This is a genomic window from Anabaena sphaerica FACHB-251 (genome assembly GCF_014696825.1).
Classification (GTDB): Bacteria; Cyanobacteriota; Cyanobacteriia; order Cyanobacteriales; family Nostocaceae; genus RDYJ01.
The window spans coordinates 188,019-205,507 of the sequence record NZ_JACJQU010000008.1 but is presented as its reverse complement, the minus strand read 5'-3'; the positions used below and the strand labels follow the sequence as shown (position 1 = coordinate 205,507).

Annotated in this window: 13 protein-coding genes and 1 pseudogene; 5 read left to right on the top strand and 9 right to left on the bottom strand. The window is 37.7% G+C overall.

The window, feature by feature from the left end; all coding sequences use genetic code 11:
• Positions 1–178: 178 nt before the first annotated feature.
• Positions 179–427, top strand: a pseudogene (locus tag H6G06_RS15615) (zinc ribbon domain-containing protein); the annotation flags it as partial.
• A 48-nt stretch (positions 428–475) separates the two neighbouring features.
• Here H6G06_RS15615 and hisG read toward each other — a convergent pair.
• A complete protein-coding gene (gene hisG, locus H6G06_RS15610) occupies positions 476–1,111 on the bottom strand; it encodes an ATP phosphoribosyltransferase (protein ID WP_190561675.1) in 636 nt (211 codons plus the stop codon).
• A 187-nt stretch (positions 1,112–1,298) separates the two neighbouring features.
• Here hisG and rppA point away from each other — a divergent pair, with 187 nt between their 5' ends.
• From rppA to dusB, 3 genes are all read left to right on the top strand, one after another.
• A complete protein-coding gene (gene rppA / locus H6G06_RS15605) occupies positions 1,299–1,991 on the top strand; it encodes a two-component system response regulator RppA (protein ID WP_190561673.1) in 693 nt (230 codons plus the stop codon).
• A gap of 366 nt (positions 1,992–2,357) precedes the next feature.
• Positions 2,358–6,491 (top strand): response regulator, encoded by a 4,134-nt coding sequence (locus H6G06_RS15600; RefSeq protein WP_190561670.1) that lies wholly within the window; start codon positions 2,358–2,360, stop codon positions 6,489–6,491.
• 22 nt (positions 6,492–6,513) lie between these two features.
• Complete coding sequence (gene dusB / locus H6G06_RS15595; RefSeq protein WP_190561668.1) at positions 6,514–7,569, top strand: tRNA dihydrouridine synthase DusB; 1,056 nt, start codon at positions 6,514–6,516, stop codon at positions 7,567–7,569.
• Positions 7,570–7,659: 90 nt separating this feature from the next.
• Here the strand turns inward: dusB and dnaK are convergent, their stop codons facing one another.
• Entirely contained in the window at positions 7,660–9,558 is a 1,899-nt protein-coding gene (gene dnaK, locus H6G06_RS15590) for a molecular chaperone DnaK (RefSeq protein ID WP_190561666.1), read from the bottom strand.
• 543 nt (positions 9,559–10,101) lie between these two features.
• Between dnaK and H6G06_RS15585 the strand changes: the two genes are divergently transcribed.
• Positions 10,102–10,884 carry an Rpn family recombination-promoting nuclease/putative transposase gene (locus H6G06_RS15585; RefSeq protein WP_338422944.1) on the top strand — a complete coding sequence of 261 codons (783 nt, stop codon included), beginning with the start codon at positions 10,102–10,104 and terminating at the stop codon, positions 10,882–10,884.
• 214 nt (positions 10,885–11,098) lie between these two features.
• Here the strand turns inward: H6G06_RS15585 and arsC are convergent, their stop codons facing one another.
• The 7 genes from arsC to H6G06_RS15550 form a co-directional block, all read right to left on the bottom strand.
• Positions 11,099–11,494 (bottom strand): arsenate reductase, glutathione/glutaredoxin type, encoded by a 396-nt coding sequence (gene arsC, locus H6G06_RS15580; protein ID WP_190561664.1) that lies wholly within the window; start codon positions 11,492–11,494, stop codon positions 11,099–11,101.
• 138 nt (positions 11,495–11,632) lie between these two features.
• On the bottom strand, positions 11,633–12,793 hold the full coding sequence (gene arsB, locus H6G06_RS15575) for an ACR3 family arsenite efflux transporter (protein WP_190561662.1): 1,161 nt from the start codon (positions 12,791–12,793) through the stop codon (positions 11,633–11,635).
• 173 nt (positions 12,794–12,966) lie between these two features.
• Positions 12,967–14,229 carry an organoarsenical effux MFS transporter ArsJ gene (gene arsJ / locus H6G06_RS15570; protein ID WP_190561660.1) on the bottom strand — a complete coding sequence of 421 codons (1,263 nt, stop codon included), beginning with the start codon at positions 14,227–14,229 and terminating at the stop codon, positions 12,967–12,969.
• Between the two features lie 94 nt (positions 14,230–14,323).
• Positions 14,324–15,340 carry an ArsJ-associated glyceraldehyde-3-phosphate dehydrogenase gene (locus tag H6G06_RS15565; protein ID WP_190561658.1) on the bottom strand — a complete coding sequence of 339 codons (1,017 nt, stop codon included), beginning with the start codon at positions 15,338–15,340 and terminating at the stop codon, positions 14,324–14,326.
• Position 15,341: 1 nt separating this feature from the next.
• Entirely contained in the window at positions 15,342–16,400 is a 1,059-nt protein-coding gene (locus H6G06_RS15560) for a PstS family phosphate ABC transporter substrate-binding protein (RefSeq protein WP_190561656.1), read from the bottom strand.
• Between the two features lie 183 nt (positions 16,401–16,583).
• Positions 16,584–16,907, bottom strand: a complete 324-nt coding sequence (locus H6G06_RS15555; RefSeq protein ID WP_190561654.1) for an ArsR/SmtB family transcription factor — start codon at positions 16,905–16,907, stop codon at positions 16,584–16,586.
• 270 nt (positions 16,908–17,177) lie between these two features.
• Positions 17,178–17,420, bottom strand: a complete 243-nt coding sequence (locus tag H6G06_RS15550; protein ID WP_242039708.1) for a hypothetical protein — start codon at positions 17,418–17,420, stop codon at positions 17,178–17,180.
• Positions 17,421–17,489: the final 69 nt, after the last annotated feature.

Genomic DNA, 17,489 nt, shown 5'->3' with positions numbered 1-17,489 from the left:
AGCTTTTAGTCTAGGGATAGGGGGTGTTGTAGTTCACCCCGTCGGGGTTATTCCCGGCCAACAAAAGGCATGAGATATTTGTCTATGTTTTTTGGAACTATATAACAGTCTATTCAATATCCTCAAAACGTCAAAATTGTTGATGGTAATATCAAACTTCCCGGCAATATTGGGATAATTGGATGTCCGTGAATGGACTGGTCCTCACTGTGGCACTCATGATGATAGAGATAGAAATGCAGCGATAAATATTAGAGCAGAAGGTATCAGGATGATAAAGGCGGAAGGTATGGCTTCGCCACGCAAGCTATCAGCCGTCTCTGCTGTAGGAGGGGAGATAAGACCAAAACTAGGGCGAAAGTCTAAGTTGCGGCACTCCTCTGTGAGTACAGAAGCCACACCCTCAGCCGAAGGCAGGGTGGGGTAGTTCACATCAGTTAACAGTCAACAACTGAGAACTGATAACTGATAACTGTTAGCTTTCAACTGCTCTTAGCCGTTCCACCAATTTGTGTAAATCACCCATATTCAGACGATAGCTCAAAGGATGGACAATCAATCTCGCCGTACTTTCATACAAGGTAGCAATTTCCACTAAACCATTTTCTCGCAAAGTCCGCCCAGTAGAAACTATATCGACAATCGCTTCAGACATACCCGTAATAGGCCCTAGCTCCACAGAACCATATAAAGGAACTATTTCTACAGGTAAATCTAGGCTTTGGAAATATTCCCGCGCACAATTGACATATTTAGAAGCAACTCGACCATGAGCAGGTAAATCTAAAGGTGATTTGTAGGAACTAGAAGCTTTTACCGCTACAGACATCCGACAATAACCAAATTGCAAATCAACTAATTGTGCAACCTGCGGCTTTTTTTCTTGTAGTACATCGTAGCCTACAATACCCAATTGCGCCTGACCATATTCTACATAAACAGGTACATCTTGCGCCCGTACTAACAGACCTTTCGCTTGTCCACTAGCATCAGGAATTTGTAGTTGGCGGTTTCCAGAATCTAAAAAACCACTAAAATCCAAGCCCGCAGATTGCAGTAAGCGGATGCTATTTTTAAGTAATTCCCCTTTTGGTAGTGCAACAGTCAGCATTATTTTTTTTGTGTTGTGAATTAATTGTCTTGGTCTTTGCAGTTCATCTGTTATTTGACACTCTCCTGCCTAAAGACAGGGAGATTTTATCCCACCCTTCGGGAAGCAAGCTACAGTAAGCTTACACGCCCTAGCCAAACGCAATCCTATAATATTGTCAACTAAGTGATAAATCACCACAACCCGCATGAGAATTTTATTAGTTGATGATGAAATCGAACTCACAGATCCCTTGAGTCGCGTGTTATCTCGTGAAGGTTATACTGTAGATGCTGCTTATGATGGAACAAACGGCAGCCAATTTGCACAAGCTGGAACCTATGACTTACTAATTTTAGATTGGATGTTACCAGGAAAAACAGGCTTAGAAATTTGTCAGGAATTACGTACTCAAGGTAAAACTACCCCTGTGCTGTTTCTCACCGCCAAAGATACTTTAGATGACCGTGTGCAAGGTTTAGATGCAGGTGCAGATGATTATTTAGTCAAACCCTTTGAACTGCGGGAGTTACTAGCAAGAGTCCGTGCTTTGTTACGCCGTTCTGGTGTCGAGTCTTACAGTACCACATTAGGAAGGTTAGTGGTAGCTGATTTAGAACTTGATGTAGAAAATCAGATAGCTTATCGTCAAGGGAGAATGATTGAGCTATCACAAAAAGAAAGCCAGCTACTAAAATATTTTATGGAAAATGTTGGACAGTTACTTACACACAGCCAAATTATGCAACATTTATGGCAAGATGACGAACAACCTGGAAGCAATGTCATTGCTGCCCTGATTCGCCTGTTACGTCGTAAGATTGAGACAGGCAGTGAATCTGCACTAATTCACACTGTTTACGGCAAAGGGTATCGTTTCGGTTATACCGTGATCGAATAATACAAATCTTAATTATAATTTTTATTGTAAGAATTACTTATTTGGTATATTTTTGTATATAAAAATAAATTCTTGGATGAACCACTGTACAAGTTCTTCATCATTTATCTATACAAACGCGGTTCTGTAATTTCCGGCTTTTGTCCACTAGCAGAAGATAGATAGTGATAGTACATACAAAGTAAATCAATTTACCATTCCAGCGTGTCCGTTTTCACAGTGCAGTTGCTTGGGGCAAAAGTTTTTATTTGACCATTAATGACTAGGTTTGGTTGTAGCAAACTCAACTATAAATATTAATTTGGAGATGCAAATTTCATCTGGAAAATCTTAAATTAAAAATCTTTTTAACAAGACTGAAGTAATATGCAGATACTGAAAAATTTATTAAAATTACCAGGAGCATCTCTCAAGCACAAACAAATTTTCCTGCTTGTATTGTTAATTCTTGCTGGTTATCTTGGTAACTATTTTAAAGTCACACTCTTTTTTGGTGTAGACTTTCTGTTTGGTAGTATAGCTGTTTTGCTTGTCGTCGCTATTTATGGATGTTTCTGGGGGACTATAGCGGCCATCATCAGTAGCAGTTATACCTACATACTGTGGACACATCCTTATGCAATGGTAATTTTTACTTGTGAAGCACTGTTTGTAGGATTACTATTACGTAGAAAAAGCCAGAATCTACTTTTATTAGATGGCATTTACTGGGTTGTTTTAGGTATGCCACTGGTGGCTATATTTTATGGTGGGGTATTAAAAGTAAGTGTCATAGCTACATTGTTAATTATCGTCAAACAAGCTGTTAATGGCTTTTTTAATGCTTTAATTTGCAGCTTAATTGTTAATTACTTATTTCTGGAAAAATGGTTAGGAAGTAACAAAAAAAGATATACAATTTCTTGGCAGCAATCCCTGTTTACTTTATTAGTCGCTTTTGTATTTTTCCCCGTATTATTTATCAATATCAATAATGCTATCCGGGCTGCTGATAATATTGAAATAGAAGTTATAAAAGATGTAAAATCCTTATCATTAGCATTAAAAAATAATATTTATTTGTGGCAAGAAAACCATTTAGCCATATTACAAAACATTAGTAATAATTCATCTTTAGGATCTGAGAATAGTAGTAATAACGTTCAGCAAGTTATAGAAACTACTCAAAGAATATTTCCTCAGTTCAGTAAAATTTATGTAGTTAATAGCTTGGGTAATATTATTACAGGCTCACCTATCAACCCACGGAAATATTTAAATATTGCTCAAAGACCTGATTTTCAGCAACTAAAAACAAATGAATCTTTAGTCACTAATGATATATTATCTTTATCTGCGGAAGTTAGCAAAGATGAAGGTTTCACATTAGGTGTACCAATTATTAATGAACATCAATTTTTGGGTGCTGTTTTTGGTGAAATCAACCTAGATAAACTAAGTAAATTAATAAAACAAACAAATCCGAGTCAAGATTTTAATATCACCCTTGTAGATGAAAAAAATCGGATAATTGCCACTAATTTAGGACAAGCAAATATACTAAAACCCTTTGACATTTACCAAAACAAACAAATCCGTAAGCTCAGTGATAATGTTGTTCATTTGTTATCCAAATCACCTCATATACCACTGATCAGAAGGTGGGACACATCTGTTTATTCGCATAGTATTACTTTAGATAAAAATTTACACCTTAAATTAGTTATCCAAATCCCAACCAAACCCAAAATAGATTACATTCGTGGGATTTACATCAAAAATTTATCAATCATGTTACTCACTGCGATAATAGCGTTGATAACAGCTATTATCCTGAGTAAAAAATTAGTACAACCTCTATTGAGGTTGACTCAAGTTACCACTGATTTACCTCAAAAAATCCTAGCACAAGAAGATATTATTATTAACAATAGCAATATTGCGGAAATAGACTCACTTACTCATAACTTTAAGTCCATGTTATTGGCACTACAACAAATGTTTCAAGAAATCACAAGTGCCAATGATCAACTTGAAGATAGGGTTGAATCACGAACTCAAGAACTTTCGATAATTAATGATGAATTAGCATCTGAGGTTGTGCGACGCAAAAAAGTTGAAAAAACCTTACGTGAACGCGAAGAACGTTATGAGTTAGCGATTTCTGGCACAAACGATGGTATTTGGGATTGGAACTTAATCACCAATGAAATTTATTTTTCACCCGCTTGGATGAGAATTTTGGGATATGAGCAAGAACCATTACCTCATCTGTTCTCTAGCTGGTCTGATAATGTGCATCCAGATGAATTTGAAAAAGCGATCTGTGATATTGAAGAGCATCTAGAAGGAAAGACAGATGTTTATCAAAATACCCATCGCCTTAAACATCGCAATGGTAATTATATTTGGATATCCTCAAAAGGAAAATGTATTCGTGATGAACAAGGTCAAGCTTATCGGCTTGTAGGAATAATTACAGATATTACTGAGAAAAAACTAGCTGAGGAACAACTCAAATCTGCTAAAGAAGAAGCCGAAATTGCCAACCGAACTAAAAGCGAATTTCTCGCAACGATGAGTCACGAAATTCGCACACCAATGAATGCGGTAATTGGGATGACAGGATTATTACTAGACACTGCACTGACACCACAACAGCAAGAGTTTGTGGAAATTATCCGTAATAGTGGAGATTCGATGTTAACTCTGATTAATGATATTCTTGATTTCTCTAAAATTGAATCTGGTAAGTTAGAAATAGAGGAACAAGTTGTTAATTTAAGAAATTGTATTGAAGAATCTCTGGATTTAGTAGCTCCCAAAGCTTGTGAAAAAGGCTTAGAACTTGCTTATTTTATGGATACAGAAACATCTGAATTGATTAGAGGAGATGTTACCCGTTTAAGACAAATTTTAGTCAACTTACTCAGTAACGGAATTAAGTTTACTAATTCAGGTGAAGTAATTATTTCTGTCACCAGTCAAAAAATTCAATCAAATCCTGCACCTATTGATAAACCCCTTCTTGGGTTATACGAAATTAAATTTAGTATCAAAGACACAGGAATAGGTATTCCTGAAGATAAAATGTATAGACTTTTCAAACCATTTAGTCAAGTTGATGCTTCCACAACTCGTCATTATGGTGGTACAGGTTTAGGATTAGTAATTAGCAAGCGACTGACTGAACTGATGGGAGGTAAAATGTGGGTCGAAAGCACAGTCGGTCAAGGATCTAATTTTATATTTACTATTATGACTTCATTTGTAGAGCAACCAGATGTTATAGATAATCATAAATTTCAGAAGTTAATCACTAATAAACGAATATTAATAGTTGATGATAATGTCACCAATCGCCAAGCACTGATGCTACAATGTCAGTCTGTTGGGATGATTACTGTAACTGCTGAATCTGGGAAAGAAGCAATTAAATATCTTCAAAAACAACAAGTTGATATTGCTATTCTAGATATGCAAATGCCAGAAATGGATGGGTTAACACTGGCAGCCGAAATTCGTAAACTGCCTCATGGTAAACAATTATCTTTGGTTATGCTAACATCAATGGGCAATGGGCAGATCCATAAAAATGGTCAGCTAATAAATTTAGATTTGGCAGCATTTCTGACTAAACCGATCAAGAAATCCCATCTTGTGAATATCTTAACTAGCATTTTTAGTCATCAGTTTGTCACCATCAAAGAAAAAGAGAATATTGATCATCTGACACCATCAAAATTTGATTCCCAGATGGCAGAAAGGATACCCTTAAAAATTCTTATAGCTGAAGATAATGTAGTCAATCAGAAAGTAGCTACTAATATTTTACAACGTCTGGGATACCGTGCTGATGTGGCAGCAAATGGTTTAGAAGTGTTAACGGCTTTGCGGAGGCAACCTTATGATGTAATATTAATGGACTTACAAATGCCAGAAATGGATGGCTTGACAGCAACTCGTCAAATTTGCCAGGAATGGCCCAGATCTTCCCGTCCTTGGATTATTGCCATGACTGCTAATGCTATGCAAGGAGATCGGGAAAAATGTTTAGAAGCGGGGATGAATGACTACACTACAAAACCAATTCGCATCGATGAGTTAACAAACGCTCTAAGTAATTGTCAAAAACAGGGTGTGACTGATAATCAAATTGTTGAAACTATGTCTAATAATATACTTGATGCCGCAGCTTTAGAAGAACTAAAAGAAATTATTTGTAGTAATGAACTGGAACAATTTATAGAAATCATCCAATCTTATCTGGAAGATACACCCCAACGTTTCCAATCGATTAATGATGCCATTACTCAGGGAAATGCAAAAACAGTACAATTAGAAGCTCATGCGCTCAAATCTAGTAGTGCTATTGTCGGTGCTAAAACTTTATCTCAAATTTGTAGACAATTAGAAGACTTAGGACGTGATGAAAATCTAGCAGATGCAACATTATTACTATGCCAAGCGATGACAGAATACGAGCAAGTAGAAGCAGCCTTAAAGCTAGAATGTAAGTAATTTTCTTTATTGAATTATTTTTATGCTTTCGCTGTCCCCCGCTCTCCAATCTAGACTTTCCCAACCTCTAAAAATTGGCTCCTTTGAAGTAAAAAGCCGGGTTTTGCAATCACCTTTATCGGGGGTGACAGATATGGTATTTCGTCGCTTAGTGCGTCGTTATGCACCAGAATCAATGATGTATACGGAAATGGTGAATGCGACAGGGTTGCATTACGTTAAGCAGTTACCCATAATTATGGAAGTAGACCCTAACGAACGCCCCATAAGTATTCAGTTATTTGATTGTCGTCCCGATTTTTTGGCAGAAGCAGCAATAAAAGCAGTTGCAGAAGGTGCGGATACTGTTGATATTAATATGGGTTGTCCGGTTAATAAAATCACCAAAAATGGTGGTGGTTCTTCCTTATTACGACAACCGGAACTAGCAGAAGCTATTGTGCGGGAAGTGGTAAAATCTGTTGATGTTCCCGTTACAGTTAAAACCCGCATTGGTTGGAATGATCAAGAAATTACCATTCTTGACTTTGCCAAAAGAATGGAAGATGCAGGGGCAAAAATGATTACAGTGCATGGACGTACCCGCTCCCAAGGTTACAATGGTAACGCTCGTTGGGAATGGATAGCCAAGGTAAAAGAAATACTTTCTATACCAGTTATTGGTAATGGGGATATTTTCTCTGTCGAAGCAGCAGTAAAATGTCTGGAAGAAACTGGTGCGGATGGGGTGATGTGTTCTCGTGGGACTTTAGGTTATCCCTTTTTGGTGGGTGAAGTTGATCACTTCCTGAAAACCGGGGAATTATTACCGTATCCAACTCCTATACAACGCTTGGAATGTGCCAGAGAACATTTATATGCTTTATGGGAATATAAGGGTGATCGGGGTGTACGTCAAGCCCGTAAACACATGACTTGGTATGCTAAAGGTTTCATGGGTGCAGCAGAATTGCGTGGACAGTTAAGTTTAGTGGAAACTGTGCAGCAAGGTTTAGATTTGATAGATAGGGCAATTGAAAAATTATCCTCCGGTTATGAACCAGAGGAAGAGGGAGAAACACAGTTTGCAGTAGTTTGAAAGAGCAGGGAGCAGGGAGCAGGGAGCAGGGGTAATAACTTTCTTACTGTCACCTGTCACCTGTCACCTGTCACCTGTCACCTCTTCCTCTTACTTACTTTCAGTGAAATCAGCATCAATCACATCATCACCACCACCCGAAGGAGGAGTAGCACCAGGTTCTTGAGGTTCAGCACCAGCAGCACCACCAGCTTGTTGATAGATATTGCTACCTACTGCAAACAATGCTTGTTGCAATTCTGGTGTCAGCTTCTTGATTTGCTCATCATCTTCTTTTGCTACGGCTTCCCGCAGTTCTTTCACCAAACCTTCAACTTTGGTTTTGTCGGCTTCGGGAACTTTATCACCTAATTCTTGCAACTGCTTCTCAGCTTGATAAGCTAAAGAATCAGCTTGGTTCTTGCGTTCAATCTTCTCACGGCGTTCTTTGTCACTAGAAGCGTTTTGTTCAGCCTCGCGCACCATGCGGTCAACGTCATTTTTATCCAAGGTGGAAGCGCCGGTAATGCTGATTGACTGTTCTTTACCAGTACCTTTGTCCTTAGCGGTGACGTTGAGGATACCGTTAGCGTCAATATCAAAGGTAACTTCAATTTGAGGAACGCCACGAGGTGCGGGAGGAATACCATCTAAACGGAAGGTTCCCAAACTCTTGTTATCGTTAGAAAATTCCCGTTCCCCTTGGAGGACATGAATTTCTACGTTGGTTTGACCATCCACAGCAGTCGAGAAGACTTCTGATTTTTTGGTAGGAATTGTGGTGTTACGAGGAATAATCTTGGTCATTACCCCACCCAAGGTTTCTACACCCAAGGAAAGTGGTGAAACGTCTAACAGCAAGATACCTGTAACATCACCAGCGAGAACGCCCGCTTGAATAGCTGCACCAACTGCTACTACTTCATCAGGGTTAACAGTTTGGTTCGGGTCTTTACCTAGCACCCGCTTCACTACCTCTTGGACTGCGGGAATACGGGTAGAACCACCAACTAACACGACTTCATCAATGTTGCTCTTATTTAACTTGGCATCTCTGAGAGCATTTTCTACAGGGATGCGGCAACGGTCAATTAAGTCAGAGCAGAGTTCTTCAAATGTGCCACGAGTTAGAGTTGTATCCAGGTGCTTGGGGCCCTCCTGGGTAGCTGTAATAAATGGCAGGTTGATTTCTGCTTGGGTAACGCTAGAAAGCTCAATTTTGGCTTTTTCAGCAGCTTCAGTCAGACGTTGTAAGGCTTGCTTATCTTTCCGTAGATCAATGCCTTCGTCTTTTTTGAATTTTTCAGCTAAAAAGTCAACTATTTTTTTATCGAAGTCGTCACCACCAAGGTGGGTATCACCAGATGTAGCGAGAACTTCAAATACGCCATCACCTACTTCTAGTACGGATACGTCGAATGTACCACCACCAAGGTCAAATACAAGGATGGTTTCGTTGCTCTTTTTATCGAAACCATAAGCTAGAGAGGCGGCTGTGGGTTCGTTGATAATCCGTAGAACTTCAATCCCAGCGATTTTACCAGCGTCTTTTGTCGCTTGGCGTTGGGAGTCGTTGAAGTATGCGGGAACGGTGATGACTGCTTGGGTAACGGTTTCACCCAGATATTTACTAGCGTCTTCTACTAGTTTGCGGAGGACTTGGGCAGAAATTTCTTCAGGGGAAAATTGCTTGCCAGCGCCTGGTGAATCTAGCTTGACGTTACCGCCACTACTGAGAACTTTGTAAGATACTTCAGTAGTTTCTTTGGTAACTTCGTCGTAACGACGACCGATAAAGCGTTTTACAGAATAAAAGGTATTTTCTGGGTTCATTACCGCTTGGCGTTTGGCAATTTGACCAACCAAGCGATCGCCATTTTTAGCGAATGCCACCACTGATGGCGTTGTCCGAAAACCTTCTGCATTAGCGATTACGGTGGGTTTACCACCTTCCATTACTGCTACGCAGGAGTTAGTCGTACCTAAGTCAATTCCTACTACTTTTGCCATTTTAAGTGCTGGCTCCGTATAACTACAAATGAATGGGATTATAAAGGTCTAAATCTTAAACCAACTGAATTTCACAAAGCAGTCAGTTCAGCATTGTTTAGCTTGTCTGGGGTTGAAACCGCAAGTTATGCTGATATATATACTGAACTTGTGTAGTCAGTCCATGAAGGGCGGTTTCCCGAACCTGGGGTGGGACGGTTAATTTTAAAGGTCTTTTTTAGTTGGTTCATAGACTGAACTGTTATCACTCTGACTAATGTATGAGAATTAATAGGTTCACGAATTGGGGTGAACCGTAATTTCTAAGTCGTATTTGCCGTCAAAATGAGAAAACAGGGAATGGGAAATAGGAAATGGTGAACAGAAAAGAGATGGATATTGCCCTACTATCCTGATTAGTAAGGTACAAATTGTGACGATGTGATATTAAAAACACTGGGGTAGACAGGGAGGAAGTAAAATACTCACTGTGTCAATTTCAGCAATTTATCCAAAGTGAAAACTGACAGCATATTTTATCGCCTTTTTCAATAGTTTCCCAGTATATTTTTTGAATTAATTGGCAACCAACCCCAAACAGCAGCGGACTATACGTTTTCTTCTATCGAAATTAAGCAAACTGCTTTTCGCATAGATCGGGTTTTTCTGCCAACACAAGATGAACAAAACCCGATTTATTTTGTGGAAGTGCAGTTTCAAACCGATGCAGAAATTTATTTCCGTTTATTCTCGGAATTTTTTTTATACCTACGGCAATATCAACCTCAAAATCCTTGGAGGGGGGTTGTTATTTATCCTAGTCGTAGTCTAGATACAGGAGATACCAAACATTACACCGAATTTTTCACCAGTCAGCGTATCATCAGAATTTATCTAGATGAATTAGGTGAAAGTGCATCTTTTCCCATTGGTATTGCTACCATAAAATTAATTATCGAGGATGAAAACAAAGCAATTCTCACTGCTAAAGAGTTAATCGACAGAACTCAGCAAGAAATCAGCAATGAAAAACAACGGCAGTTATTAGAATTAGTAGAAACCATCTTGGTTTATAAGTTTCCTAGAATGAGTCGCAAGGAGATTGAATCTATGTTTAGTCTAAGTGATTTGAAACAAACAAAGGTTTATCAGGAAGGGAGAGAAGAAGGCAGAGAAGAAGGGAGAGAAGAAGGCAGCTTGGAAGCAAAATTAGAATCTGTACCTAGATTGTTAGCACTGAATTTGACGGTGGAACAAATCTCTCAGGCTTTGAATTTAACAGTTGAAACTGTTCAACAAATTGCACAAGGAATGCAAAATCAAAATGATGAAAATAAAAGAAGATGAAGATTTGATCATTAATTACATTTAAAAAAAAAGCCTTATTGACCTGGTTTAGTTACAGCTATTTTCAGGTCAATGAACCACATCTTGATTCAGGTTTCGCGCAAAGGCACAAAGGAGCAAAGGCGTAAAGGAAGAAAGAAATGAATTTAGAGTGTGGTCTAAATACATGAAAAATGCTGTAATAAGGCTTTTTCTTTGATTAGGGTTTCAATATTTAACTCAAATCTGTAATTAACTGAATCACTCTTTCTTTCACCTCATCCCGCACACGACGAAAGGTGTCAATATCATGACCTTCAGGATAATCAAGTTGCCAATCTGCGAACACATCTCTTAACACCCAAGCTTCTGGTAAATTCACACCACAACCACATAAAGAAATCACTGCATAAAAATCTTCAGGATTAAAATCACTCAAAGCTTTAGAACTTTGATTACTAATATCAATGCCTATTTCTGACATTACTTGTACAGAGATTGGGTCTACTTCACTTGATGCTAAACCAGAACTAAAAACAGCAATTTTACCCTCTCCTAAAGTTTTCGCAAACCCTTCCGCCATTTGGGAACGACGGGAGTAATGTTTACAGATAAACATTACTTTCTTCATAGTTTTATCATTGGTAGATGCTCAAAATTTGTGATTGCAACTCTCACTGAAAAACACCAACCTCAAACATCTCTAAAAATCTCCTTCCTCCGTGATCTCTGTGCCTCTGTGGTTCGTTTAAACCCAAAACTTAAAACCCTAATTATCAGCACCAAAAGCATTAATACAACGTGGATCTCGTAATGTTGCTTTTTCTGGTTCTCTGGGAAACCATGCTGCTGTACGTTTACAAAATTCCACTAACATCAACATAACTGGAACTTCAATTAAAACCCCTACCACCGTTGCTAGTGCTGCACCAGAATTTAAACCAAATAACATAACCGCCGTTGCAATAGCAACTTCAAAATGATTACTAGCACCAATTAAAGCTGCGGGTGCTGCATCTTCATAGGATATATTTAATTTTAATGCTGCTACATAACTAATTAAGAAAATGAAATTTGTTTGAATAAATAGCGGTACTGCAATTAATAAAATATGCAGGGGATTATTAACTATTAATTCACCTTTAAAGGCAAATAGCAAAACTAAAGTAATCAAGAGGGCGCTAATAGCAATAGGACTGAGATATTTTAAAAATCGGTTTTCAAACCATTGTTTACCTTTATATTTCAATATCCAATAACGGCTATACATTCCTGCTACTAAGGGAAAACCTACATATATTAATACTGATAAAACAATAGTTTGCCAAGGTACTGTTAAATCATTTGCTGCTAGTAACCACCGTCCCAAAGGTGCATACAAAAACAACATGGCTAGAGAATTTACAGCTACCATTACTAAGGTATGACCTTGATTACCATAGGAAAGATATCCCCACATTAAAACCATTGCGGTACAAGGTGCAATTCCTAATAAAATTGTCCCAGCAATGTAAGAATTAGTGAGTGCAACTTCACCACCTGTAATTAATTCTGTACCTGTAATTAATGGTTTAAATAACCAACCTAAAAAGAATTGGGCAAATGCTACCATTGTGAATGGTTTAATTAACCAATTCATCACTAAAGTCAAAATTACAGGTTTTGGCGCACGCAGGGCGTTTACAGCTTGGGTAAAGTCTATTTTCACCATGATGGGGTACATCATAAAAAATAGACAAATAGCAATAGGAATAGAAACTTGATAAATACTAATAGTATCTAAAGCAACAGCAATACCTGGAAATATCCGACCTAAAGCAATTCCTACTAAGATACAAATAAACACCCAAACAGTGAGGTATTTTTCAAAAAAGCTGAGGTTGCTTTTAGCTTTTATTGGAGTTATATTTTTTCCGTGATGTAGATTCATATATTCCTCCACTTTAATTTATTAATTTGTCGTTGAGGTAGGGAATAGGGAATAGGTAAGAAGAATTTACGTATATTCTGAGTTTTGTTCAATAATCAAATAAGAGTCAAAGAGAGCAAAATTACAAACTCAAGAAAATTAACATCTGTCACCTGTCACCTGTCACCTAATTTCTACTCTCCATCTCCACCTTTCCAAGCAATATTTTTACTAGGTTGGGGGTTGGGTAACTTGAGAGAAACTAAAGCTGCTGCTAGGACAAAAAACATTGATGTCCACAAACAACCTACCAAACCAAATAACTGATAAACTAAACCGGATAATACTGTACCTGCAAGGCGACCACCGGAGTTAGCCATATAATAGAAACCAACGTTTAAGGCTACTTTATCATCATCAGTAAATGCCAAAACTAGGTAAGAATGAACTGCGGAATTAAAGGCAAATACCACACCAAATAAAAGTAGTCCACTAATAATAACTATATTAGCAGGTAAATTGAGTTGGAGAGCCAGAGCGATCGCACAAGGAACAGTAGTTAAAGTAAATGTCCAAAATTGAATAGTTTTAGATTCAGGAGGGCGGCCAGAACCGAATTTCTGTAATAAATTAGGTGCTAAAAATTGCACAACCCCATAGCCAATTACCCAACAAGCTAAAAAGCCTCCCACTTGATAAAAAGACCAGCCCAAAACTTCACGTAAAAATACAGGTAAACCCACCACAAACCACACATCCCGCGAACCAAATAAAAAGAACCTAGCCGCAGATAAAATATTAATTTCCTGACTTTTAGAAAACAGTTGACTAAATTTAACTTTCTTTTTAATTTTACCCATTCCTTTGGGTAACATTAAGCCAGTGAACATAATTAAAAATAGTCCACCTGCCATAATTAACAAAGCATTGACAAAGCCAACTAAAGATAATAAAGCACTACCAACAAAAAAACCAACGCCTTTTAAAGCATTTTTAGACCCTGTTAAAACTGCCACCCATTTAAACAAAGAAGACTGTGCATCTTGAGGAACGACTAAACGGATGGCACTTTTAGAACTCATTTTAGTTAAATCTTTAGCAATTCCTGAAAATGCCTGTGCTACCATCACATAAAAAACCGCAACCCACTGCACCCACTCAGGATTTAAAAAAGACAACATTACTAAGGAAAGAACCTGTAAACCAATACCACTATAAAGAGTAACTTTTAATCCAAACTGCGAACCTATCCAACCGCCCAAAAAATTAGTAACAATCCCAAAAACCTCATAAAACAAAAATAAAGACGCAATTTGTAAAGGCGTGTAACCGATTTTATTGAAGTACAATAAAACCAACATTCGCAACGCACCATCAGTAACAGTAAAACCCCAATAAGCCAGGGTAACTAAAGCATAATCTCTTAAATTTCTACCCGAACCAGTAGTAGAAGCCATGATAAAAAATCCAATTTTTCCAAACTCTAATTATTTCTGTGTTTTTGTTCGAGAAAAAAAAGTTTAGGGTAGGAAACCTACCCTTTAAAAACCATTATTTCCGTAAACTTAAAGCCACTTTTCTAGCTAATTCTGCCATCCGGTTTGCATAACCCCATTCATTGTCATACCAAGCCAGAATTTTAACTTGAGTTTCATCAACAACCATTGTCGAAAGGGCATCAATAATTGAAGAACGAGGATCATCTTTATAGTCAATTGATACTAAAGGACGTTCTTCATAACCTAAAATTCCCTTTAATGGTTCTTGTTCCGAAGCTGCTTTTAATAAACCATTAATTTCTGCTATGGTTGTGGGTCTGACAACTTCAAAAACACAATCTGTTAAGGAGGCATTCAATAAAGGAACACGCACGGCTAAACCATTTAACTTACCATTTAATTCTGGGTAAATTAAACCGATGGCTGTAGCTGAACCAGTGGATGTAGGAATTAATGAAAGATTTGTTGCCCTAGCCCGACGCAAATCTTTATGAGGTGCATCTACTATGGTTTGAGTGTTAGTATTATCGTGAATTGTGGTGATAATTCCGTGCTTAATTCCTAAGCCTTCATGAATTACTTTGACTACTGGTGCTAAACAGTTGGTAGTGCAAGAAGCGGCGGTTAAAAGATGATGTTGATCAGATTCATAAAGATGATCATTTACCCCCATGACAATATTTAACGCCCCTTCTTTTACAGGTGCGGCAACAATTACTTTTTGCACACCTCTTTTAAAATAAGGGTTAAGAGTTTCTGGACTTCTAAATTTTCCCGAACATTCCAAAACAATATCAACTCCAAATTCTTCCCAAGGAACTTCACCGGGTTGGGAATATTCACTAAAAGTTAGGGGTTTATTATCAATAACTACTCGGTTTTCTACCGCTTCAACTTCATTTTTCCAGCGTCCATGTACGGAATCAAATTTAAGTAAATGCGCTGCTGTTACTGCACCACCTTTAAGCTCATTTATATGTACAAATTCTATTTCTGGCCAATCCCAAGCGGCGCGAAGTGCTAAACGTCCCATGCGGCCAAAGCCATTAATTCCTACACGAATTGCCATGTTAAAATTCCTTTTGTTTACGCAATAATTCCCCGATGGTTAAATCGAATTGTGATTTACCTGCAAATACTGTTCCGGCTTTACCGTTGTGTAAATGCACATAATCAATTTTGTAGGCTTCCTCTGGTAAGGGTACAGAACCCACAGAATTCACTATTGTTGGTGCTTTTTGTAAATAGAAATCTATAAATTTATAAATCTCTCCTCGGTTTTGACTAGACCACAAATTCACATATATAAATAAAGGTCGAGATAGTGGTTGATACTTGGATTTTGCTACTGTTTCTTGTGATGGTAAAATTGCCCCTTTACCGTTGTTAATAGCTACGACTTTTAATTTGTCTTGGTTTTTGTCATAGTAAGCGTAACCAAAATAACCCAAGGCGTTGGGATCTTTGTTGATGCCTTCTACTAAAACATCGTCATCTTCGCTGGCTGTGTAGTCGTTGCGGCTGGTTGTTTCTTTGCCAAGGATTGCTTCTGTAAAGTAGTCAAATGTACCAGATTTTTTACCAGCACCGTATAAATTCAGGGGACGATCTGGCCAAGAACTACGTATTTGATTCCATTTGGTAATTTTTCCTTCGGCCGCAGCTTCCCACATTTTTTTTAATTCTGCTACTGTAATATCTTTTGCCCAGTCATTTTGCGGATGTACGGCAATGGTTAAGGCATCGAAGGCAATAGGTAATTCTATGTATTTGACTCCATTTTTGTTACACTCTGCCATCTCTTTTTGAGAAATTGGCCGTGAGGCATTATTTATTTCTATTTTCCCTGTGCAGAATTTTTCAAACCCTCCCCCAGTACCGGAAATGTTTACTTGTACTTGGGTGTTGTTTTTGGTGTTGGCTGTAAATTCTTTTGCTATGGCTTGGGTAATGGGATATACTGTACTTGAACCATCAATTTTAATGGTGGATACAGTCTGGGAAGTAGCAGCTTTTGCAGTTTGTGATGACTGCTGAATTTTGCTGGAATTGTCAGATGTACTGGTACAACTGTTGGCGATCGCTAATATTCCCACTGCTAGGACTAATTTTTGCGCCTTGGCTCTCATTGATCTAACCTGTATGGTTGCTAAACAAACTATACAATCATCATTTCAAAAAAAATTGATATGTCAAGGTACAGAATAGCATAATATACAAAAATTAATCAAAAAAAGTTGATGGGTAGACTGAAAAAGACTGATAATATGCGGTTAATTACCAAGTTACTGACTGATTCTGCCCTGTATTCTTTATTCACAACAAGAACGGGGAGGAGAAAATACAGAATTACGGCGGATATTGGCTAAATACTCTTCTAAAATCTGAAATTGGGTTAAATTCAAACTGTAATAAATCCAGCGTCCTTCTTGACGGGTATTTACTAAGTTGGCTTCTTTCAGATTTTTGAGATGAAATGATAGTTTGGATTGATTTATTTCTAAAATATCACATAAATCACACACACAGAGTTCTCGTTGCAGCAGTAATTCTATCACACTAATTCTAATGGGGTCAGATAGGGCATGAAAACCTTCAGCAATGAGGTGAGGAATTGTAGTTGTAGGGGTGATCATTTATTTATCACAATATCAGGCAGCAAAGTTACTAATACTGTATTATAGCTTTTTTGTCTGAATCAGGATATCCAGGATTTAAGGATTTATCAGGATAAATATTACCAAAAACTTGATATTTTCACATCACATCGTTTTCAAGTTTATTAATTTCCTATTGAGACAGTAATTTTTTGGAACTTTTACAGGTACAGATAACTGTTCAGGAAACTAATTACTGTAACCTTTATTCTAGAATCACAGTAGAGAGTAAGCGATCGCCTGTTCCTATCATAAATCTTGATCTATATCCCCATCATAATTAAACATAAACACAAATTTTTGTCTCGGTAAAACTAGCATAGGTAAATATATAGGATGATCGTCCCAACCCTTACTTTTTTTCCCATTTTTATCACCTTTCTGATAACAAACAAGTAATGTTGGTACATCAGGATATCTTTTTTTAGCCTCTTGTGACCAATCACCATTACCAAATCCAAACTTCCATTTAAAAGGCTCTTTTCTTGCCATATCTAAACCTTGTTTCTTGTTTTTTCGACCTCTACGAACATTTAACCTTCCTTCGCAAATTGAAAATTT

Bases quoted from the DNA above. Each gene is read 5' to 3' on its own strand.
- hisG (WP_190561675.1), bottom strand. From the start codon at position 1,111: ATGCTGACTGTTGCACTACCAAAAGGGGAATTACTTAAAAATAGCATC.
- rppA (WP_190561673.1), top strand. From the start codon at position 1,299: ATGAGAATTTTATTAGTTGATGATGAAATCGAACTCACAGATCCCTTG.
- H6G06_RS15600 (WP_190561670.1), top strand. From the start codon at position 2,358: ATGCAGATACTGAAAAATTTATTAAAATTACCAGGAGCATCTCTCAAG.
- dusB (WP_190561668.1), top strand. From the start codon at position 6,514: ATGCTTTCGCTGTCCCCCGCTCTCCAATCTAGACTTTCCCAACCTCTA.
- dnaK (WP_190561666.1), bottom strand. From the start codon at position 9,558: ATGGCAAAAGTAGTAGGAATTGACTTAGGTACGACTAACTCCTGCGTA.
- arsC (WP_190561664.1), bottom strand. From the start codon at position 11,494: ATGAAGAAAGTAATGTTTATCTGTAAACATTACTCCCGTCGTTCCCAA.
- arsB (WP_190561662.1), bottom strand. From the start codon at position 12,793: ATGAATCTACATCACGGAAAAAATATAACTCCAATAAAAGCTAAAAGC.
- arsJ (WP_190561660.1), bottom strand. From the start codon at position 14,229: ATGGCTTCTACTACTGGTTCGGGTAGAAATTTAAGAGATTATGCTTTA.
- H6G06_RS15565 (WP_190561658.1), bottom strand. From the start codon at position 15,340: ATGGCAATTCGTGTAGGAATTAATGGCTTTGGCCGCATGGGACGTTTA.
- H6G06_RS15560 (WP_190561656.1), bottom strand. From the start codon at position 16,400: ATGAGAGCCAAGGCGCAAAAATTAGTCCTAGCAGTGGGAATATTAGCG.
- H6G06_RS15555 (WP_190561654.1), bottom strand. From the start codon at position 16,907: ATGATCACCCCTACAACTACAATTCCTCACCTCATTGCTGAAGGTTTT.
- H6G06_RS15550 (WP_242039708.1), bottom strand. From the start codon at position 17,420: ATGGCAAGAAAAGAGCCTTTTAAATGGAAGTTTGGATTTGGTAATGGT.